Raw genomic sequence first — 19,145 nt, 5'->3', positions numbered from 1 at the left:
CGATAACATCCATCGTCCCGCGTTGCCCCCCTTGCGGGACCAAGCCCCTACCCAATAGGGAACAGCCTGAATTGCTTTGAAGGAAATATATGAGTATGGAGACTCAGCAGTCCCGCGCGTCTTTCGTGCGGTTTTTCGGCGTTCTATCACTGATCAGCCTGTTGGCAGCCTGTCAGTCAACTCCTCCGCTGACGGTAAAGCCTGATTCACGCAGCCGCGTTGCGGTAATGATCGACTTTGATGAGCAGAGCCGTACGGTCTGGATTGGTAACGGATTTGCGCACGAAAACATCAAATCGGCTCCGCAGCCTGGTTGGCAGCTGGATGAAGTACTCGGCGAAGCACTCATGGAGCGGCTCGCCGCAGATAACCATGACTATGAGCTAAGGAAGTTTGCCGGTCTTGGGTTGGTGATGCGCAGGCGTACTCACGGCGGCAGTACTGAAGGATTCATCACGCTTCCCCGTGCGATGACCAATCCCAGCATCGTGGCCTTCGCCAAGCCCGATCTGGAAAGCAATCTGAAAGAGCTTTTTGGGTTGGAGTACCAGGCGCTGCGGGAAGTAGGTACTGATTACCTGGTACTGCTACGTCAATTGCCGCTGGTCGCCGATCCTAATTCCAAAGACGGCTCGGACCGACGCATCCTCAACAGCTACGGCTATTACCTCAAGTGCGATCGCACCTATGCGGCGTGTGAAGTACCTCGCGCACTGTTGCGGGGCGTGGTTGAAATAGTTGACCTTCGTCAGATGCGTTACGTGGGCGGTTACGGCTTTTTCAGAAACATTCCCATGCCACTCGATCACAACGGCAGTGGTGAGGTCAGCCCTGAGGCGCGCGCTCTAATTGACGCGCACCTGAAGACGTTGAGCCTTGAAATCGAACAGTTCCTGAGTAACAAGGGGATTCTTGGTTCGCGCAAGCCGTCGGGACAGCTGGTCAAAAGCTGAAGCCTGCACAACGCCGATCACCTGCGATGGGCAACATACTGGCCCCTCGCAGATATCCCTTCATGTTGGGGCGGAAGCTCCGCTAGTAGCGCATCTCCAGGGTGATTTGGTTGGGCTCGTCGGCCGTGACCTGGAATGCACTGTCTTCGAACGACGGTGGTCCCATCACCTTGGGATTGTTCGACAGCCCATAGCCCTCGGTCGGGATCATGCCGAAGCGGCGGTCCAGCTCACCGTTGTCGTTCTCGTCATGGTAGGCCAGTACCGCGTAGCGCCCGGGCGGCACGTCCTTGAATACCAGCGTCACCGCTCCCTGCTCGGCCTTGGCCTTCTGCGTGGCGAATGCCTGGTCGGCCTTGCGGAAGGTTTTTGCGCTGGCATATACCGCCACGGCTACCTGGCCCTTGTCGTGTTGCAGGCCATCGAGCGTGACCTGCAACTCCTCGGCGTAGGCCGAGGGGACCAAGAGGGCGAGGGCAACGCCCAGAATCGGAAGTGCTTTCATGCTGTGCTCTGAAGTCGAGGGTGCGGAGGCGCCAGGTACGAAATGTGGCCGGCGCCGCGGAAGGCGATCGGTGACATATTCAGCGAACTCGCGAAGCGTTGTCCACGCGTAGGCGTCACGCAGCCATCGTGCGAATCAGAACTGCGGCCCGGAGCGCGTGTTGTTGCCCTTGGCCAGCCGGTCGTACAGCACCACATTGACCGTCGCGGCGAGATTCATGCAGCCCTTGGTGGGGATATAGACCACGTCCTCGCACCAGTCGCGAATCTCCTTGCTCAGCGAGCCGTCCTCGGCACCGAAGATGTACAGCGCGCGGTCAGGGTGGGTGTACTCAGGCAGGGCGCGGGCGCCTTCCACCAGCTCCACCGCAACCGGCACGCAGCCGAGCGGGAGGATCTTGCGCAGGTCGTCGATGTTGATCAGCGGAATGTCCTGGTGGACCTTCTTGGTGTCGGTGACGAAGTCCTTGGCGCGGTCGTAACGGGTGCCGGTGTAGAACACCGAAGCGGCGCCATAGCAGCCTGCGGCACGCATGATCGCCCCCACGTTGGATGGCGATTTCGGGTTGCTCAGGCCGATGCAGGCATATCGTTTGTTGCTCACGGAGAGGACTCGCGCGGAAAACGCGCGAGTATACGGGACAGTCGGGTCGGCGGACGGTTTTAGCCTGTGCAAACCGCTCAGGGAATGAGCTTGCTCGCCCGCAGCTTGGCAAATACTTCGAAGAACGCCTCGTCGCTGGCCTGGTAATCCAGAAAGCCGAGCTTGCGGCTTTTCGACATGTCGGTCACCACCTCGATCGGGCGGCCCAGATCGGCATCGGTGTGCCACGGCGAAATGAGTTTGCCAATGTCCGCTTCGGCCAAACCGAACTGCTTCGACATTTCGCTCCAGATTGCCGCGTCACCCGTCATCTGCTGCTCCAGCGGCGTCGGCCCTTCGAACGGCGCTGCTTCGATTCCGAACCACTCGGCAATCCGCGACCACATCCACTTCCAGCGGAACACGTCGCCATTGACGATATTGAAGGCCTGGTTGGCCGCTGCCGGCGTGGTCGCAGCCCAGCGCAACTGCTTGGCGAGCTGACCGGCGTCGGTCATGTCCGTCAGGCTGTTCCATTGCACCTCGGAGCCCGGAAAGCGGAAGGGGCGACCCGTGTGGCGGCAGATGGAAGCGTACACAGCCAGCGTGGTGGCCATATTCATCGCATTACCTACCGCAACGCCGCTGACGGTGTGTGGCCGATGCACGCTCCAGGTGAAGCCATCGCGCCGCGCGGCGGCGAACACTTCGTCTTCCTGCGCGTAATAGAAGTTCTCGACGTCCAGTCGCCCCTGTTCTTCACGGAACGGCGTTTGCGGCAACGTGCCTTTTCCATAGGCCTCAAACGGGCCAAGGTAATGCTTGAGCCCGGTGACCAGAGCAACATGGCGAACCGTGCCAGACGGCCGAACGGCTTCGAGCACGTTGCGTATCATCTGCGCATTGACGCGGATATTCTCCGCCTCACTGGCCTGGCGAGCCCAGGTCGTCAGGAAGATGTGGGTGGGCGAAACGCCGGCCAGCGCCGAGGCGAGCGCCGTCGGGTCCAGCAGGTCCGCGCTGATCGGGGTGATCCCGGCCTCGGCGTTTGGCCGTCGTGCCAGGCCAGCGACGGCCCAGCCCTCATCAGCCAGCAGCCGCGACAGCGCGCTACCAACGATGCCACTCGAGCCGACTACCAGTGCTTGATTTGTCATGTTCAGACCCCCAAAAAGTGAAACAGGCCTGCACCTTACCCACTCGAAAATGTCGATCCAAGTCGGCACCAAATGGTAACCATCCCCCATGCAACCCGGCTCTGATGAAGAACAATGGCGCGAAGACTGCGCGCCGAGGCGCGTACTGGAACTGTTCTCCACCAAGTGGACCAGCATGATCCTGCACACCCTGCATGCGCGACATGACGGCACCGCCCGCAGCGGCGCGTTGCATCGCAGCCTGCCCGGCATCTCCAAGAAGATGCTGATACAAACGCTCCGCGAGCTGGAGGCAAGCGGTCTGATCGAGCGCCATGCCATCGATTCAGTGCCGCCGGAGGTAAGCTATGCGCTGTCGCCGCTGGGCCGGCTGATGGTCGAGCCCATCGAACTGGTCTACGACTGGGGGAGGCAGAACTCGGCCGCCCTGGATCAACTGCAGCCAAGACGAACCTCCCGCAGACGTGGCTAGATCGCGTTGACGATCTGCTCGCGCAGCCAGTGTTGAGCAGGGTCGCGATGCGAGCGTTCATGCCAGAGCATGGCCATCGCGTAGCCGGGACGTGGCGCCAGGGCAGGTCGGCTTTGCCGCGCACGTAGAACAGCCGTAACCGCGCAGGGGCAGAGGCGTTCACTGGACGCCTCCGTCTTGCCGCCTGTGTGCGACTGGGAAGCACGTTGCGCACGGCCTCGTCGGCCAGCGCCAGGTTCTGTTGCGCCAGAGACGGTTTCGTCGGTGCGGGTTCGCGTTCACGCGGCGAGGTACGGGGCAATTCCATAGTCAGGCTAGCGACTTAGTCGATACACGCCAGCCGTATCCATCTACCGCGCTGGCTGTGGCTATCTGCTCAGCATCAAAACGAGGTCAGTCGAGGACCACGGCGTTGCCCTCCAGCGGGTTGATATCACCTTTTATCAGGGCTTCGGCCAGCGTCTGTGCCGCTTGCAGCCCTACGTGCTCGTTCACCTGCATCCATGGCTGCTGCGTATCGCTTACCCGGGCGATAAAGGCCAGTTGCGCCTCGTTGAAGCGGCGGGTCACCTCGGCGGCGCCCCAGTCGGCGTTGCGTTTCTTGATCTGATAGGGCGCGAAATAGGGCTGTGGTTGTGGACCGGCCAGCGTTTCGTCCGTCTCTCGGTATTCGTGGTTCTGGGCTGACCCGGCGAAGCAGTCGTACACCAGGGCACCCTTGAAATGGCTGTGGATTTGCCGGCGTAGGTCGGCGCTGCCGGAGAAGTCGACGTAGAGCGTAGGCACGCTCGGGTCCAGCGACGCGAGCTGGTCGTAGCCAATTGCCTGGCGGTAGCAACCCAGGCCTTGCACGAAGTCGGTGTTGCCGGCGGAGGTCAGGCCGATCAGCTGCGCGGCCGGGTTGTGCTGCAGGCAGAACGCTGTGCCATACGCCGTCTTGCTCGAGGCGCTGGAGATCAGGATCTGGCGCGCACCGAAGAACGCGTTGTCGTCGAGGAAGTCGGCCAGCATGAACGAGGTGATGAACAGCGGCCGCAGCAGCATCTGGTAGTTTTCGCTCTCGACACGATAGGCGGCGTCGCTGCTGATGCGCTGGTACTGGTTGTAGGCCGATGTGAGTTCAAGTCGATGTTCGACGCCGTCGTAGAAACCGCGCTCGGAAACGCGCACGGGCTGCATGACGACATGGCTGGCGATCGGCCAGAAGCCATAGAAGCGTTCGCCCTTCGCCAGGCCATCGACAGTGCTCTCCACGACTTCGGCGAAGCCCCACGCCGGCATGTGGAACCGCTCGCTATCGCCGGTCGGGTAGAAGTCCCAATAGCGCAGGTGAGGTGTCTCGCCGAACGCGGCGTAGGTCACATTGTTCGTGGTCAGTGCCAGCCGGCTGATACGCAGCAGGGCTTCGCCGGGTTTCAGCTCCGGAATCGGTCGGGTCTGAATGCGGGTCTGCTGCATGTCTTTCTTGTTGTTCTGCAACTGGCGGATGACGCTCATCGATGGCACCTTGGGTTCGTAAATGGACGACTTCGACTCTATCCCTTTCGTTTCACCGCCGGGTTCGGATTTCATGAGCACACGATTACCGAGCGCCAAACCGCTCAAACGGCCAACTCAGCAGCGCGCCAAGGCCACCGTTCAGGCGATTTTCGACACCTATGTTCGGATATGGCAGCGCGACGGCTGGTCGCGATTGACGACCCGTGCGGTGGCACTCGAAGCCGGCGTGGCCATCGGCACGCTGTACGACTATTTCCCCAGTAAACATGCGCTGCACTCGGGCTACGTGCGCTATTGCGTCGAGCAACTGCTGGAGGTCATCGACGCGCAAGCGGTAGCACCAACCGCGCTTGCCTGGCCCGAGCGCATCCGGAGACTGGTGCGCACCCTTGCCGGGGTCGAGTCGCGGCTGCCCTGGTTTCACCCGGATATGCTCGAGCTGGAAACGCTAGTGGCCGAGCCCAAGCATCAGCGTCGGGCCTACGAGGATCTGTTGGCCGCCTGGCATCGAGTCATCGACGCGGCGACCGATCTGCCGGTACGCCCGAGCGCTGCGACGCTGGAAGCACTGCATCTTTCGGTCTGGGGTGGCCGCCGCTACGCAATGCTGGTGCAGCTTGAAGCGGAACGCATGAGCGATTGGGCCAACTGCATGGAGCAGCTGTGCCTGGACAGGCTCGGTGGCCCACCTCAGCCTGAGCGTGATCGATCATGAGGCAGCCTGTCGTTTCGCTGACTCGCTAAAGAGGGGCGAGCATACGGTCGCCGGGTCTCTGGAGGACGGGCAACAGGATGTGTCGGCTCGGCGGTAATTGCCGGGCGATTTCCAGCCGGCCGGGCTAATATGCGCGCCCCTTCGATCCCTCGCATATCAGGTCATCATGCCCGGCGATGCTCTCTATACCGACTTGTCGGGTTACTACGACCTCATGTGTGCGGACATCGACTACCGGGCGCAAAGTCACTGTGTTCATCGGTTGCAGCAGTTGTTCGGCAATGGCGGTACGAGGCATCTGGACCTCGCCTGCGGCACTGGCCCGCACGTCCGCCATTTCATCGATGCCGGCTATACCAGCGGCGGGCTCGACATCAACCAGCCAATGCTGGACAGAGCGGCGGTGCGCTGCCCGGAAGCGCAGTTTTCCCTGCAGGACATGTGTGGCTTTGCGGTCGAGCAGCCGGCCGATCTGATCACCTGCTTCCTTTACTCCATCCATTACAGCTGCGGGCTGGCAAGGCTGAAGGCGTGCATCGCCAGTGTGCATGAGGCGTTGGCTGCGGGCGGGGTGTTCTGCTTCAACGCGGTGGACAAGCGCCGCATCGACAACACGTCATTCGTCTCGCATACCGCCAGGCATACGGACGACCTGTTCACCTTCAGCTCCGGTTGGCACTACCCGGGTGAAGGCGAGCGGCAGTTGTTGAAGCTGCGAATCGAAAAAACCGCCGCTGATCAAAGCCAGGTCTGGCACGACGAACACGCGATGGTGGCGGTGAGCTTTACCGAGCTGAGCGAGCTGCTGGCGCCGTACTTCGAGGTGCATGTGCTGGAGCATGACTACGACAAGCTCATCCCCTGGGACCAGGCATCCGGGAACGCAATATTTGCCTGCGTGAAGATCTAACGGACGATTACGTCGCACGGGCGCTCGCGATATTGGTCCTACTGCATCGGTGGATGGCGCTCGCACTGGCCTGATCAGTCGGCGGCTACAGCTGCGTTACGCCCCCGGTTGCGTTTGCACTGGCGGCGGAGCAGTTAGCCGAAACGCCAGGCCCATCAACAGAACGATGCCAGCGGCCATCAGCAGCCAGGCATCTGCAAGGCTTGCCAATCGGTCACGCAACAGGCCCGCGCCGAGTGGCGCCAGGCTGGCAATCAGGTAGCCGCCGCCCTGAACGAAGCCTAGCAACGAGCCGGCGTCGGCCGAGTCCCGTGCATGGTCCATGGCCAGGATCAACGAGAGCGGAAACAACGCGCCGATTCCCACGCCCAGCAATATCGCCGTCGGGATTGCCAATGCCAGCGGCGCCAGTGCCAGACACAGCAGCCCAGCCAGCACAACGGCCAGCACACCCAGCACCAGCGGCCGCCGCTGCCGGATCCGTCCGATCAGCGCGGAGAGCAGCAACCCCGCGCACACCTCGGCAAGGCTGATGCCGCCCAACAGCAGGCCGCTGTCCGCGGCGCTCCAGCCGAGCCCCGTGTAATAGGGCGGCAGCCAGGCCAACACCAGGGTGTAGGCAGCTGTACCAATGCCGAAGAACAGCAACAGCCGCCAGGCGTGTGGGGATTTCAACGGCAATGGGCGGGAGGAGGTTCGGCCCGTGGCGACTGGCGGGCGCGCCAGGTTCCACCAAATCAGCAAGGTCAGCAGGGCCGGTATGGCCCACAACGCCAAGCCGCTCGCCCAACCGAACCGCTCTGCCAAGGGTGCGGCACTGGCGGCGGCGAGCGCTGCACCACCCATGATGCCGGTGGTATAGAGCCCCATCAGTGCACTGGTACGTTGTGGATGGCGGCGATGGATGTAGGCGGGTATCAGCGCCTGCACCAGGGCAATGCCAACGCCGCCCAGTGCAGCGGTGAAGATCAGCCCTACGCCGCTTGGCGTGCCCCAGCGCAAGGCACTGGCCAGCGCAACCAGCGCGAGCCCGAGCGCGACGCCACGGCGTTCGCCCAGGTGCGCTTGCAACATGGCTCCGCCCAGCGCACAGAATCCCATGGCGGCTATCGGTAAGGTGGTGAGCGCTCCCGCACCGGCACTGCCCAGGCCGGTTGCTGCCTGGATTTCATCGAGTAATGGCCCAATGGCCGCTAGGATAGGCCGCAGGTTCAGGCCTACCAGCAGGACAAGCATGACTGCCAGTAGTGCTTCGCCGCCCCGCAGTAGCGAAGGCGAAGCGGGGGATCGAACGGAAAGCATGAATTCTCCAAATGAACATCAGATGTGTCTTTTCGGTAAGTATCTTAACATCAAGATAAATAGATGAGGTATCCGTGATCGATAGAGCTCAACTCGCCGTTGAACAATGGCAACAGCAGCGGCCGGACCTGGACACCTTGCCCATGCGCGTGATTGGTCGGCTGGGCGAGGCGGCGCAGGTGCTCAACCGGGACGTGCTGCAACCATTCTTTGATGAGCATCGTTTGCACTTCGGCGAGTTCGACGTGCTCGCGACCTTGCGCCGCGCCGGCGCGCCACATGCCTTGAGCCCGACCGCGCTCTATGAGGCGGCGATGATTTCGTCAGGCGGCATGACCAACCGGCTCGACCGCCTCGAGCGTGCCGGGTTGATCGAGCGCAAGCCGAACCCGGAAGACCGCCGTAGCACCTTGGTCGCACTGACTGAAGCCGGCTTCACCCTGATTGAAGGCTTGATGACCGCCCACGTCGAAAACGAGAAAAGAGCGCTCGCCACGCTCAGCCGTGACGAACAGGAACAACTCGACCAGCTATTGGGCAAGTGGCTGGCGGGGCGCTAGGGCGCCGTTTTGCCTGAACTGCGTCGACGTGATCAGCTCTGTTGAAACGAGTTCGGTGCGTTGGAAAGCACTCACAGGGCGTCCTCTGTCGCTTGCGTTCGTAGGGTGGGCTTCAGCCCACCGCGGCCATCACTGGCGGCAGCGTTGAGGCCCGTCCGATCAGGGCCGCCATCGCGTCAGCCCATTATTGAAAGCCCGTGACGTTGCGGCCGAAGTACGCCGGCGCATCAGTGCTACCGCGGCGGCGGTACACGGCGACGACTTTGCAATAGAGGATGTCGTGGGTGCCAACGCTGGCGCTGTGGCTGATGCGGCAGTCGAACGAGACCGTCGCTCCGTCGAGCAGCGGTGTGCCGGTCGCGCGCGGCCCGGTGAAGCGCTCGGCCATGGAAGGGGGCGGAGCCTGGGGTGTGGAACGAGCGGCTTGGCAACACCTGATCCACGCCACTCCTGGTTGGTTAATGCAACCGTCGCGCAGTCGAGTTCTGCACCACGTCCTGCGCCTGGCGCGCCAATTGATCGAGCAGACGGTCGCGTCGTTTCTCCGCCTCGCTCATGGCCTTGCGGCCGTTCTGCTGCACCAGGTAGCTGTAGATCTGCCGGACTTCCTTGGACTGGAAGATCGGCTCCAGATCCTGCACCGCCACCGCGCCATTTGAAGCCTCGTTTCGCGTATTCATCACCACCTGCGGGCCACGTGCTGCCAATGCCTGAAAGCCCAGAGCATTGAAGTACGGCACCTTGCCGGCCACGCATGCCACCTCGGCATGGGAATAGCGCGTCACCATCGCCTCGACCATGGCTCGGCCGATGCCCTGGCGGCGATGGCCGGCGTCCACCGCCAGATAGACCAGCGTGCAGGCTTCGGGATCATCCACAAAGGGCAGGTACAGCGCGAAGCCGAGCAGCACCGCCGGGTCGTCAGCATCCAGCGCCATGATCAGCTCCGGCTTGCCGGCCTGCGCGCCGTCCATGCTGTCCAGATAGCGGTGTACCTCGAAACCCACCACGTACTGATACAGCTGATACAGCGGGTTGCTGGGCTGCAGCGAGACCGGGCTGATGTCGCCGAGATAGTCCACCACCATCTGTAACACCTGGCTTTTCAGCGATTCCGGCGGCGGGGTGTCCAGGTGGGCGAGGGTGAACATGGGTTGGGCTCCGGCATGGGCATTAAGGGCGGCATTGTACCGACGGAAGCATCATGGCGTTCGGTTAGACACTGCTCAGCGTCCGGATTGGCGCGCATCCTGTGCCTGCTCGAGACGCTCATTCATCCCACACAAGCGCCGTGCATCCCCGCTCCCAAGCCACCCTCTATCGACCCGATAGCGAAATACGATATCGGCTCTATCCGCACTCCTTCAGCTCGGGCCAGGCCCCGTGCCTGCTGCGTTCAAGGTCTCAATCGACGGTGTCAGGACTGAAAAACAGCGGAGGTATGGCTTTTGTTCAGTCAGGGCGTCGGTGCTAGGTTGAGTGAAGCGGCGCCCGACTGCGCCATAGATAACCGTGAGGAGCAGAAGAACATGAACGAAGAGACTGGCGAAAAAGCGGGCGGTGGTTGCCCATTCGGTCATGGCGCTGGCGCGCCCCGCAAACGCCCGAGCAATCGGGACTGGTGGCCTGAAGCGCTGAGCCTCACATCGCTTAACCAGCACTCACCCCGATCCAATCCATACGGCGGCGATTTCGACTATGCCGCTGCATTCAAGTCACTCGACCTCGACGCGGTGATCGCCGACCTTCACCAAGTGATGACCGACTCCCAAGACTGGTGGCCAGCCGATTTTGGCCATTACGGCGGACTGTTCATTCGTCTGGCCTGGCACAGCGCCGGAACCTACCGCATCACCGATGGCCGCGGCGGCGCTGGTGGCGGTCAGCAGCGTTTCGCACCGCTCAACAGCTGGCCGGACAACGCCTCGCTGGACAAGGCGCGGCGCCTGCTCTGGCCGATCAAACAGAAATACGGACGCAAACTGTCGTGGGCGGACCTCTACGTGCTCACGGGCAACGTGGCGCTGGAGTCCATGGGCTTCAAGACCTTCGGTTTCGCCGGCGGCCGAGCGGATACCTGGGAGCCGGAAGAACTGTTCTGGGGTCCCGAGGGCACCTGGCTGGGCGATGAGCGCTACAGCGGCGAGCGGCAATTGCATCCGGGGCTGGGCGCCGTGCAGATGGGGTTGATCTACGTGAACCCGGAAGGCCCCAACGGCAATCCCGACCCCAAAGCGTCGGCCATCGACATCCGCGAAACCTTCGCCCGCATGGCGATGAACGACTATGAAACCGTAGCGCTGATCGCCGGCGGCCACACCTTCGGCAAAACCCACGGCGCAGGCGACCCCTCGCTGATGGGGCCAGACCCGGAAGGCGCAGTGATCGAAGATCAGGGCCTGGGTTGGCGCAGCCGATTCCAGACGGGAGTCGGAGCCGATGCCATCACGTCCGGTCTGGAAGTCATCTGGAGCCAGACCCCGACGCAGTGGTCGAATTACTTCTTCGAAAACCTGTTCAACTTCGAGTGGGAGCTGACCAAGAGCCCGGCCGGCGCGCATCAGTGGGAAGCCAAGGACGCACCGGAAATCATTCCAGACCCGTTCGACCCCAACAAAAAACGCAAGCCGACCATGCTCACCTCTGACCTGGCGCTGCGTTTCGACCCGATCTACGAAAAGATCTCCCGCCACTTCCTCGAGAACCCGGACGAGTTCGCCGATGCCTTCGCCAAGACGTGGTTCAAGCTCACCCACCGCGACATGGGCCCGATTGCCCGCTACCTGGGGCCGCTGGTGCCGAAGGAAACGCAGATATGGCAGGATCCGATCCCCGAGCGCGACCACCCGGTAATTGATGAAGCGGACATCGCCGCGCTGAAGCAGAAGCTGCTGGGCATGGGCTTCTCCGTCTCCGAACTGGTGTCGGTGGCCTGGGGCTCGGCGTCGACCTATCGCGGCTCGGACAAGCGCGGCGGGGCCAACGGCGCACGTATCCGCTTCGCGCCGCAAAAGGATTGGGAAACAAATAACCCGGCCCTGTTGGCCCGCGTGCTGCAAAAACTGACCAACATCCAAACCGAGTTCAATGCTTCGGCCACCGGTGGCAAGAAGGTCTCCATGGCCGACTTGATCGTGCTCGCCGGCTGCGCCGCCATCGAGAAAGCGGCGCAGGACGGTGGCGTGACCATCACCGTGCCTTTCACGCCAGGGCGGATGGATGCGCTTGAAGAGTGGACCGACGGCCCCTCGTTCGAAGCGCTGCGACCGGTCGCCGATGGTTTCCGCAACTACTACCACGAGTCCCACTTTATGGCGCCCGAGGAAGCGCTGGTCGATAAGGCCCACTTGCTGCGCCTGAGCGCACCGGAAATGACCGTACTGGTCGGCGGCATGCGCGTGCTTGGCACCAACGCCGATGGCGGTCAGGAGGGCGTCTTCACCAATCGCGTGGGCACGCTTTCGAATGACTTCTTCATCAACTTGCTGAGCATGCAAAACGAGTGGGTCGCCACCGAGCACAAGAACCGCTTCCAGGGCCTCGACCGCAAAACCCGCCAGTCCACCTGGACCGCCACCCGTGTGGACCTCATCTTCGGCGCGCAGTCGGAGCTGCGTGCCCAGGCCGAGGTGTACGGCATGGCCGACGGCAACGAGAAGTTCGTGCAGGACTTCGTCAAAGCCTGGGACAAGGTGATGAACGTGGACCGACTCGATATCGGCAAGCCCGCTGACAACTTCAGCCAGAAGCTATCGGCGTAAAGCAGTGCGGCGGCGCCTTCGGGCGCCGCTGACCAACCAGACCGTAGGGTGAAAACGGCAACGCCTTTTCCACCCGTCGTTCTGGCCGACAACACCACTAAACTGCCTCTGCCTGCCTCTGCTCGACCCGACCCACATGAGCGCCCTCAAGTCCTGCCTGCAGCTCTGCGACCAACGCATCCACCTGACGTAAAGCCTGCGCCACAGAAGCAGCCAATACCTCGCCACCGGTTTCCTGGCCTTCAATGGCGATCTGGTGGATACGGGTGATCCCGATGAAATTGAGTGCCGTCACCAGGTTCGGCTCCAGGTGATTCATGTGCGCCATCTCTCCACCGGGACCAAAGCCGATACCGCCCCTCGCAGTGAGAATGACCGCATGCCGTGGCCGGTCTGCCAGCAACGGTACGTACGGGTCAGGCAGCTTGCTTTCGTCGACCTCAACCGTCCGGCCTGGGCGAACGATCTGGTCAATCCAGGCCTTGAGCGCCGCGGGCATGCCGAAGTTGTAGAGCGGCGTACCGATGACCAATACATCGGCGGCGATCAGCTCATCGACCAGCTGGTCGCTTTCCACCAGCGTGTCCCGCATCCACGGCTCACGGCGCTCTTCCGGCGTAAAGCTGGAGGCGATCCAGTCATGGCTGATAAAGGAGGGCGGGTTCTGGCCTATATCCCGGTAGACGATGCTGTCCTGCGCGCGGCCGGCCGCCCACTGGCTGACGAAGCGGTGGGTGAGGTGACGGCTGTGGGAACCGTGCTCGTCCTTGCCGGCAAGACCAGGGCGGGCGCTGGCATCGAGGTACAGAAGGTGCGTCATGGTGAATCTCCTCTGTGATTGAATTCATCTGTCGTTCGCAGTAAATCCAGCCTAGGGCTAGGCTCTGTAAGCGACAAACGACCATTTCTTCCAATTACAGATGAGAGAAACTCAGCCATGGCGCACCGCTGGTTACCTTCGCTTTCTGCGCTACGGGCCTTCGAAGCCGCCGCCCGGCATGAGAGTGCCAAGCAGGCCGCCGAGGAGTTGTCCGTCACCGCCACAGCGATCAGCCACCAGATTCGTTCGCTGGAGGAATCCCTCGGCGTGGCGCTGTTCCTGCGCAAACCTCGGAAACTGGAACTGACCGACCAGGGGCGGGAGCTGCAACAGACGCTGGAAGCCGCGTTCGACAACATCAGCGGGGCGGTCGAACGCCTCAGCGCGAAGCCCTGCCGCCAGGCGATTACCCTCAGCACCACACCGGCCATCGCGGTGCGCTGGCTGGTGCCCTGGGTCTGCCTACTGCGCGATTCCCATCCGGATATCGACCTGCGCTTTCACACCTCCCATGAGCCAGTCGCGCTGGATGGCGTCACGGCGGACATCGCCATCCGCTACGGCGACGGCCGCTGGCCGGGCTTGGTGGCGGAGAAGCTGTTCGACAACACCTTCGTCCCGGTCTGCAGCCCGCACCTCGGCTTGCGGGATATAGCTGAATTACCCAAGCATTCGCTGATTCACTTCCAGGCCCAGCGCGCCGCCTCCGCGCCAATCCATTGGGCTTCCTGGCAAAAACTCGCCAACGTGCCAGAGCTGGACGTCAGCGCCGGGCTGGTCTTCTCCGACGAGACCCACGCCATCTCGGCCGCCATCGGCGCGCAGGGCGTGGCGCTGATGAGCCGGCAGCTGATCGAGGATGAACTGACGGAAGGGCGACTGGTGCAGCCGTTCGGGCCGGAGATGGAGGGCAAGCCGTTTCACCTCGTATACCCGGAGAGCCGTCGGGATGATCCGACGGTTCGGGCGGTGAGGGAGTGGGTGATGGCAGTGCCGGGTGGGCTGTGTGAGGTGGTGCGTTAATATTTACATATTTATAAGTCCCAGCAGTGCATAAGGCTAATCTATCCATCGTCTTGATTTCTCACCGCTCTCGTTCTTTGTAAATAAATGGAAATTTCTATGAAAATCAAAAAATTGCTAGAGGTCATTGACGGCGCTGTTAAAAGATTAGTTACTCCAGTTGCAATGCTGGTGGCGGCAGGGTTACTTAGTAAAGGGCTGAGCAATAAAGATGCCAGTTATTTGGTGGTGTCTTTCCTTATTGTTGTTTTGGCTCTTTGGGCGTTAGGCTACATGGTCCTTTCGGTGATCGTCGCGATCAAAGAACTTGAGCAAGAAGGCGTAAGTAAGGTAGCAGCTGCTATGTTGGGTACCTCATTTATTCTTGTGTATATGGTGTTGTTCTTGGTTGCGCTGAATTTCGGCTTAGGAAAGCTTGAGTAATCTGATGCCGCTTGGCGTCCCGCCCGGCCAAGTTTGCGTCAGCGCCTTATCGTAGCAGGTAGGGTGTGAAACGGCGAAGCCTTTTCCACGCGTGGCTTGCGGACTATGTCGTCAGCCAATGCGTTACTTAGCAGGGTTGATTATTGCCCGAATGAACCTGAACGGAATTTGTACAACGCGCCCGTCGTCAAGTCGCAGTATCAGTGTTTCGCCAAGGGACCATGTGATGTGGATGTCATTCATTGCACAGGTGGCATCCAAGGACAGGTTCTTCACCGGCTCGTCGCAGTAGCTAGTCTCGAAGACAATCGATTCGGCTCGAAAATTACCCAGCCCTAATGTATGTATCGTCTTGTCTGGCAGATTGGTGAGTAGCCCACTGTAAAGAGCGATTAGCAATGCGAAAAAAATAGAGAAATGCAGAGCGGAATTCCAGCCTGCAATAAAAACGAACGAGCACAAAGCTGCTATGAGCGGAACTATTAGAACCACAGCTACGTAGATTGCCCATTTCCATGCTCCGATCTGAAAACCCTCGATGATTGGACCAGATTGGCCGAGCGTAAAGGTCGTCAGAAGGCCTGCAATCATTACCCCAACGTCGGCTGCCCACATGTACCGAAGGAAGCTTAACGGTTTCAGTTCAAAGACGATCTGGATGATCACACCGAACAAAAGCGTCACCGCAATCGGGACCAGAATGACTGATAACGGGAATAGTGTCGGCGCCAGGATTACCACCGCAATCAGGCTTAACGTGCAGGCTATAAATGGCAGCCCGAAGACTAGGCTTCCTAGTTTTAGTACCCACCAACCTCGACGCTCCTCCAGATATGGCAGTGAGTACTTGAGATCACCTTTGACCTGCTTGTGCTGGAGAAACTGGTGGTAGATCCATATGCCAGGGCTGAACAGGGCAACAACCAGTAAGCCAATAATCGTAAATCCAATAGCGGCCGCAGCGATTAATAGCGATGAGAATTGGAACAGATCAAAGCTCGGATAGAACTGGTGACGGTAAAAATAGAAAATGAATATCGCGAAGCCGAATAGTGGCGGTCCGGCCTTCAGAATGATTGATATATGCCGGCTGAGAACCGCACTGGATGATGCGAGCAAGTGGTCAAACACGTCTTCATCTGACGACGCTGGCTGGTCGATCCATTTCGGTTGCATCACGTCATCCTTGAAGCCGAGTCGGGACGGCCACGCTACGGGAGCAAGCGAAGCACTGCAACATGCGTCGCATGGTCCATTATTTAAGGCAGAGAAAGAGTCAGCTCTTCACCGCACCAATTAAGCGGGTAGATCCCAGCTCCGGCCGCTCGATGAAAACTCGAATATGGCCAGTCGACGACACGCTCCACCAAACCGTGCTTTAACGGATTTCGATGCACGTAGTCGACGTGATGCCGGTAATCCCGTTCATCCTGAATGAGGTGTTCCCATTAGCGCCGTTGCCAGATTCCACGCTCGCCGCGGGAGCGCTGAGTTGCTGTCAGTACTTCGGTCTTAGGCAAGCGTCGGGCGAAAGCGAATTTGATGACCTTCCAGCGCAGGGCGAAGTCAGCGTCACCGTCCGGTAGCGTCCAGACGCAATGCATGTGGTCGGGCAGAACGACCCAGGCGTCGATGTAGAAGGAATGGCGTGAGCGTGTGGCACGCACCGTATCGCGGAGCAGATCGATATGGCGGACCAGCAGGTCGCTGCGCCGGTTGAGCAGATTGACCGTAAAGAAATACGTGGCGCCCGGCACATGGGCGCGGCGGCAGCGGGACATGGCGCCTCATCCTTGAGCGTTGTGTTGGCGGGAGGTCCGTATCGGTGGATAAGCAAAGCGTTATCCACCCTACGACATCTCAACCGCCCACACCGCCGACGCATCGACGTTGCCGGAGCGTAGGGTGGAAAACGGTAGAGCCTTTTCCACGAGTCACTCCCACGCAACCTCGCTGACGTGTCATCTATCGCGCCGCACATCCAGCACTTCGTTTTTGCCTATTCTTTCTAGGAGTCGTTGCCGGAAGGTTAGCTTGCTCTCCTGCAAAGGTTGAAGGCCAAAACGCTGACGTTCGTTATCAACCAGGCGGCGCGGAAGATGGGTCTCACAATAGTGCGCATACTGCTCGAAGTAGATTCTGCTATACGCACCATCCTTGATTTCGACTGGCTCGTTTAGGGCCTTGCGCTTGTGTTTGACCCACGGCTCCAACGCATACCAGCAGGCGAGATACATCGGGCCCCAGATATTCATGAAGTGGTTTCGGGAAACCAGATTGTGAAGCGCCATGTAGCCAATGCGTTGAAGGTTGACCCCAACGACCTGCGCTGCATCGAGCTCCTGGCTGGTCCAGCCGTTCGGGTTTGTCTCTGGGTCGTGCGGCAGCCCGCAGTAGTTATGCCGTTTGTGGGCGTCGGTGAGTAGCCTTATCTGCGGTTTTAGCGTGTCCATTTCCGACATTGCCCAGCGGAGAATGTCAGCATCTCGGGAGATTGACGACTCGCGAATGTTCTTTGCGCCCTGCTTCAACCCTGCAAGCAGGACCAATGTGAGCAGCACCATTACCACGTCGGACAGGCCGGATACGCCGCTCCAGTCAAACTTGCTGAGCTCGATTTTTATTTCGGTGAACATCGTTGTCCTTGAGTCTGGTTTGTATGCGCTGTTGATGCCGTATGTATCGTTGAGTCTGCAAGTTTCGATAAGCGGTTTTTGATTGGCACAGAGGGCGCCACATCGCGCTATGCCAAATCGTATCGGCGATAGTGCAGATTTCTGGAGGCGGTGGAGGGATCGCAATGCAAGTGAAAGGGGAGCGTGAGCGTGTGGCGCGCACCGTCTCGCGGAGCAGGTCGACGTGACGGACCAGCAGGTCGCTGCGACGGTTGAGCAGATTGACGGTGAAGAAGTATGTGGCGCCCGGCACACGGGCGCGGCGGTAGCGGGACATGGCAGCTCATCCTTGAGCGTTGTGTTGGCGGGAGTTCCGTATCGGTGGATAAGCAAAGCGTTATCCACCCTACGCCATCTCAACCGCCCACACCGCCGACGCATCGACGTTGCCGGAGCGTAGGGTGGAAAACGGCGAAGCCTTTTCCACGCGTCACTTCCAGGCTACTCGCTCGCCGTGAAGGCGAAATCTTTCGGGGGGACCGAGGAAAGTGTGGCGGGGGATACCGAGCAGTGAGTCGGCAGATCAAAAATAAATCTGAACTAGCCCCGGTTTCACGGACACCGGCCTAAGAGACAGCGTGTAGGCGCTCATACTCAAACGGCGTCATGTACGCCAGGTATGAATGCCGTCGCTGCCGGTTGTAAAAAACCTCAATGTAGTCGAATAGGCTTTGCCGGGCTTCGTCGAAGGTCCGGTACTTGTGGTGACGTACATGCTCGGTTTTCAGGGTATGGAAGAAGCTCTCCATCGCTGCGTTGTCATGGCAGTTGCCCTTACGGCTCATGCTCGGTTGGATATTGTTTTGAGCTAGCAACGCCTGGTAGCGAGCAGTTCTGTACTGCACTCCTTGGTCGGTGTGTAGCAACAATCCAATCGGTTTGGCACGCCTGCCCAAGCTCATTTCGAGCGCTAACGTTGCCAATTCCTGACTGGGTTTTTTATCCATCGCCCAGCCTACGATCAGCCGAGAGTAGAGATCCATAATCACCGACAAGTAAAGCCATCCTTGGGCTGTTGGGATGAATGTGATGTCCGCCACCCAGCGCTCATTTGGTCGATCCGCGTAGAAGCGTCTCAGTAGCCGGTGCTCAACGATGTGCTCAAAGGTCCTTCCACGACCAGCCTGCTGCCATACCAAAGCCTGCCTCGTTCTGAGGCCCGCCACCCGCTTCAAACGGGCTATACGGTTCAGGCCTGCGGTGCTGCCTTGGCTGTGCAGCTCCCGATGAATCCGGATAGGGCCATACGTTTGACGGCTATCGAAATGAGCGGTCTCGATCTGGGCAAGCAATGTGCGGTTTGCTTTTGAACGTCGAGACTCGGCTCTGTTAAGCCAGGCATAGTATCCACTTGGCGAAGCTCCAACCGTTCGACAAAGCCTGCGGATCGGATATTGCGCTGCATGATCACGGACGAAGGCGTACTTCACACGAGGCTCTTGGCAAAGTACGCAGCCGCCTTTTTTAGGATTTCGTTCTCTTCGCGCAACCGCTCCAGCTCGCGTTTCAGCTGGGCAACTTCACCATCAGCTTCTGCCTGGCGGCCAGACCCTGGAAAGGCATCGGCCTGGCTCTGATCAATCTGCTGCTTCCACTTGTAGAGCTGGTTGACACGGATGCCGAGCTCGCGCGCAAGCTGTGTACAGGACTTATCCGTGTCGGTGAGCTGGCGTACAGCCTCTCGCTTGAACTCTGGGTTGTAGCGTTGATACGTACGTTTGTCGGTCATGGGACACCTTCCTCTCTGACGGTATAGTCACATTCGAGGTGTCCGTAAAATCAGGGTC

General features: G+C 60.2%; 19 protein-coding genes and 4 pseudogenes. 8 read left to right on the top strand and 15 right to left on the bottom strand.

The features are described 5' to 3' along the window. Positions 1–89: 89 nt before the first annotated feature. Positions 90–953 (top strand): hypothetical protein, encoded by an 864-nt coding sequence (locus SM130_RS14315; RefSeq protein WP_146029740.1) that lies wholly within the window; start codon positions 90–92, stop codon positions 951–953. A gap of 82 nt (positions 954–1,035) precedes the next feature. Here SM130_RS14315 and SM130_RS14310 read toward each other — a convergent pair whose 3' ends face one another. From SM130_RS14310 to SM130_RS14300, 3 genes are all read right to left on the bottom strand, one after another. Then, positions 1,036–1,458: a DUF2141 domain-containing protein gene (locus SM130_RS14310; protein ID WP_102825361.1), complete on the bottom strand. Its 423-nt coding sequence runs from the start codon at positions 1,456–1,458 to the stop codon at positions 1,036–1,038. A 135-nt stretch (positions 1,459–1,593) separates the two neighbouring features. Beyond that, complete coding sequence (locus SM130_RS14305) at positions 1,594–2,061, bottom strand: RNA methyltransferase (protein ID WP_102825362.1); 468 nt, start codon at positions 2,059–2,061, stop codon at positions 1,594–1,596. A gap of 77 nt (positions 2,062–2,138) precedes the next feature. Continuing rightward, a complete protein-coding gene (locus SM130_RS14300; protein ID WP_102825363.1) occupies positions 2,139–3,197 on the bottom strand; it encodes an SDR family oxidoreductase in 1,059 nt (352 codons plus the stop codon). 88 nt (positions 3,198–3,285) lie between these two features. On the opposite strand from SM130_RS14300, the gene SM130_RS14295 reads away from it, so the two are divergent. Beyond that, positions 3,286–3,669, top strand: coding sequence for a winged helix-turn-helix transcriptional regulator (locus SM130_RS14295; RefSeq protein ID WP_102825364.1), 384 nt, complete (start codon positions 3,286–3,288; stop codon positions 3,667–3,669). On the opposite strand, the pseudogene SM130_RS14290 reads toward SM130_RS14295, so the two are convergent. Both SM130_RS14290 and SM130_RS14285 read right to left on the bottom strand, forming a co-directional pair. Further along, positions 3,666–3,758: pseudogene (locus SM130_RS14290) on the bottom strand (LysR family transcriptional regulator); the annotation flags it as partial. The gene SM130_RS14295 and the pseudogene SM130_RS14290 overlap by 4 nt on opposite strands. 304 nt (positions 3,759–4,062) lie before the next feature. After that, positions 4,063–5,166: a DUF2855 family protein gene (locus tag SM130_RS14285; RefSeq protein WP_102825365.1), complete on the bottom strand. Its 1,104-nt coding sequence runs from the start codon at positions 5,164–5,166 to the stop codon at positions 4,063–4,065. A 73-nt stretch (positions 5,167–5,239) separates the two neighbouring features. Between SM130_RS14285 and SM130_RS14280 the strand changes: the two genes are divergently transcribed. Both SM130_RS14280 and SM130_RS14275 read left to right on the top strand, forming a co-directional pair. Beyond that, the gene (locus SM130_RS14280; protein WP_102825434.1) at positions 5,240–5,884 is read left to right on the top strand and encodes a TetR/AcrR family transcriptional regulator; all 645 of its coding nucleotides are present in this window, start codon (positions 5,240–5,242) and stop codon (positions 5,882–5,884) included. 166 nt (positions 5,885–6,050) lie between these two features. Further along, positions 6,051–6,794, top strand: a complete 744-nt coding sequence (locus SM130_RS14275; RefSeq protein WP_102825366.1) for a class I SAM-dependent DNA methyltransferase — start codon at positions 6,051–6,053, stop codon at positions 6,792–6,794. Positions 6,795–6,890: 96 nt separating this feature from the next. On the opposite strand, the gene SM130_RS14270 is transcribed toward SM130_RS14275, so the two are convergent. After that, the gene (locus tag SM130_RS14270) at positions 6,891–8,030 is read right to left on the bottom strand and encodes an MFS transporter (RefSeq protein WP_102825435.1); all 1,140 of its coding nucleotides are present in this window, start codon (positions 8,028–8,030) and stop codon (positions 6,891–6,893) included. 140 nt (positions 8,031–8,170) lie between these two features. Here SM130_RS14270 and SM130_RS14265 point away from each other — a divergent pair, with 140 nt between their 5' ends. Continuing rightward, on the top strand, positions 8,171–8,656 hold the full coding sequence (locus SM130_RS14265; RefSeq protein ID WP_181019259.1) for a MarR family winged helix-turn-helix transcriptional regulator: 486 nt from the start codon (positions 8,171–8,173) through the stop codon (positions 8,654–8,656). A 184-nt stretch (positions 8,657–8,840) separates the two neighbouring features. On the opposite strand, the pseudogene SM130_RS14260 reads toward SM130_RS14265, so the two are convergent. Together SM130_RS14260 and SM130_RS14255 are read right to left on the bottom strand one after the other, a co-directional pair. Continuing rightward, a pseudogene (locus SM130_RS14260) lies at positions 8,841–9,044 on the bottom strand (flavin reductase); the annotation flags it as partial. 70 nt (positions 9,045–9,114) lie between these two features. Next, positions 9,115–9,807 carry a GNAT family N-acetyltransferase gene (locus SM130_RS14255; protein ID WP_102825368.1) on the bottom strand — a complete coding sequence of 231 codons (693 nt, stop codon included), beginning with the start codon at positions 9,805–9,807 and terminating at the stop codon, positions 9,115–9,117. 378 nt (positions 9,808–10,185) lie between these two features. On the opposite strand from SM130_RS14255, the gene katG reads away from it, so the two are divergent. Further along, entirely contained in the window at positions 10,186–12,417 is a 2,232-nt protein-coding gene (gene katG, locus SM130_RS14250) for a catalase/peroxidase HPI (RefSeq protein WP_102825369.1), read from the top strand. 97 nt (positions 12,418–12,514) lie between these two features. Here the strand turns inward: katG and SM130_RS14245 are convergent, their stop codons facing one another. Next, positions 12,515–13,237 carry an FMN-dependent NADH-azoreductase gene (locus SM130_RS14245; RefSeq protein WP_102825370.1) on the bottom strand — a complete coding sequence of 241 codons (723 nt, stop codon included), beginning with the start codon at positions 13,235–13,237 and terminating at the stop codon, positions 12,515–12,517. A gap of 117 nt (positions 13,238–13,354) precedes the next feature. Between SM130_RS14245 and gcvA the strand changes: the two genes are divergently transcribed. Together gcvA and SM130_RS14235 are read left to right on the top strand one after the other, a co-directional pair. After that, on the top strand, positions 13,355–14,260 hold the full coding sequence (gcvA, locus tag SM130_RS14240) for a transcriptional regulator GcvA (protein ID WP_102825371.1): 906 nt from the start codon (positions 13,355–13,357) through the stop codon (positions 14,258–14,260). A gap of 99 nt (positions 14,261–14,359) precedes the next feature. Then, positions 14,360–14,683, top strand: a complete 324-nt coding sequence (locus SM130_RS14235) for a hypothetical protein (protein ID WP_219725297.1) — start codon at positions 14,360–14,362, stop codon at positions 14,681–14,683. 123 nt (positions 14,684–14,806) lie between these two features. Here SM130_RS14235 and SM130_RS14230 read toward each other — a convergent pair whose 3' ends face one another. The 6 genes and pseudogenes from SM130_RS14230 to SM130_RS14205 form a co-directional block, all read right to left on the bottom strand. Continuing rightward, positions 14,807–15,859 (bottom strand): hypothetical protein, encoded by a 1,053-nt coding sequence (locus SM130_RS14230; RefSeq protein WP_102825372.1) that lies wholly within the window; start codon positions 15,857–15,859, stop codon positions 14,807–14,809. A gap of 83 nt (positions 15,860–15,942) precedes the next feature. Continuing rightward, a pseudogene (locus SM130_RS14225) lies at positions 15,943–16,464 on the bottom strand (REP-associated tyrosine transposase). Between the two features lie 180 nt (positions 16,465–16,644). Further along, a complete protein-coding gene (locus SM130_RS14220; protein WP_102825373.1) occupies positions 16,645–17,319 on the bottom strand; it encodes a hypothetical protein in 675 nt (224 codons plus the stop codon). A 172-nt stretch (positions 17,320–17,491) separates the two neighbouring features. Beyond that, positions 17,492–17,635 (bottom strand): annotated as a pseudogene (locus SM130_RS14215) (REP-associated tyrosine transposase); the annotation flags it as partial. Positions 17,636–17,924: 289 nt separating this feature from the next. After that, positions 17,925–18,788 carry an IS3 family transposase gene (locus SM130_RS14210; protein ID WP_102825374.1) on the bottom strand — a complete coding sequence of 288 codons (864 nt, stop codon included), beginning with the start codon at positions 18,786–18,788 and terminating at the stop codon, positions 17,925–17,927. After that, positions 18,785–19,087 carry a transposase gene (locus SM130_RS14205; protein WP_102825375.1) on the bottom strand — a complete coding sequence of 101 codons (303 nt, stop codon included), beginning with the start codon at positions 19,085–19,087 and terminating at the stop codon, positions 18,785–18,787. Before SM130_RS14205 ends, SM130_RS14210 begins: the two co-directional genes overlap by 4 nt. Between the last annotated feature and the right edge of the window lie 58 nt (positions 19,088–19,145).

The organism is Stutzerimonas stutzeri, assembly GCF_038561965.1.
GTDB classification, from domain to species: Bacteria; Pseudomonadota; Gammaproteobacteria; order Pseudomonadales; family Pseudomonadaceae; genus Stutzerimonas; species Stutzerimonas stutzeri_AA.
Note: the sequence above shows the minus strand (reverse complement) of the source record. Positions and strands in the feature narration are given on the sequence as shown.

What these genes read in the sequence shown, in the direction of transcription:
- SM130_RS14315 (WP_146029740.1), top strand. Translation starts at nt 90, where the DNA reads ATGAGTATGGAGACTCAGCAGTCCCGCGCGTCTTTCGTGCGGTTTTTC.
- SM130_RS14310 (WP_102825361.1), bottom strand. Translation starts at nt 1,458, where the DNA reads ATGAAAGCACTTCCGATTCTGGGCGTTGCCCTCGCCCTCTTGGTCCCC.
- SM130_RS14300 (WP_102825363.1), bottom strand. Translation starts at nt 3,197, where the DNA reads ATGACAAATCAAGCACTGGTAGTCGGCTCGAGTGGCATCGTTGGTAGC.
- SM130_RS14295 (WP_102825364.1), top strand. Translation starts at nt 3,286, where the DNA reads ATGCAACCCGGCTCTGATGAAGAACAATGGCGCGAAGACTGCGCGCCG.
- SM130_RS14285 (WP_102825365.1), bottom strand. Translation starts at nt 5,166, where the DNA reads ATGAGCGTCATCCGCCAGTTGCAGAACAACAAGAAAGACATGCAGCAG.
- SM130_RS14280 (WP_102825434.1), top strand. Translation starts at nt 5,240, where the DNA reads ATGAGCACACGATTACCGAGCGCCAAACCGCTCAAACGGCCAACTCAG.
- SM130_RS14275 (WP_102825366.1), top strand. Translation starts at nt 6,051, where the DNA reads ATGCCCGGCGATGCTCTCTATACCGACTTGTCGGGTTACTACGACCTC.
- SM130_RS14270 (WP_102825435.1), bottom strand. Translation starts at nt 8,030, where the DNA reads ATGCTTGTCCTGCTGGTAGGCCTGAACCTGCGGCCTATCCTAGCGGCC.
- SM130_RS14255 (WP_102825368.1), bottom strand. Translation starts at nt 9,807, where the DNA reads ATGTTCACCCTCGCCCACCTGGACACCCCGCCGCCGGAATCGCTGAAA.
- katG (WP_102825369.1), top strand. Translation starts at nt 10,186, where the DNA reads ATGAACGAAGAGACTGGCGAAAAAGCGGGCGGTGGTTGCCCATTCGGT.
- SM130_RS14245 (WP_102825370.1), bottom strand. Translation starts at nt 13,237, where the DNA reads ATGACGCACCTTCTGTACCTCGATGCCAGCGCCCGCCCTGGTCTTGCC.
- gcvA (WP_102825371.1), top strand. Translation starts at nt 13,355, where the DNA reads ATGGCGCACCGCTGGTTACCTTCGCTTTCTGCGCTACGGGCCTTCGAA.
- SM130_RS14235 (WP_219725297.1), top strand. Translation starts at nt 14,360, where the DNA reads ATGAAAATCAAAAAATTGCTAGAGGTCATTGACGGCGCTGTTAAAAGA.
- SM130_RS14230 (WP_102825372.1), bottom strand. Translation starts at nt 15,859, where the DNA reads ATGCAACCGAAATGGATCGACCAGCCAGCGTCGTCAGATGAAGACGTG.
- SM130_RS14220 (WP_102825373.1), bottom strand. Translation starts at nt 17,319, where the DNA reads ATGTTCACCGAAATAAAAATCGAGCTCAGCAAGTTTGACTGGAGCGGC.
- SM130_RS14205 (WP_102825375.1), bottom strand. Translation starts at nt 19,087, where the DNA reads ATGACCGACAAACGTACGTATCAACGCTACAACCCAGAGTTCAAGCGA.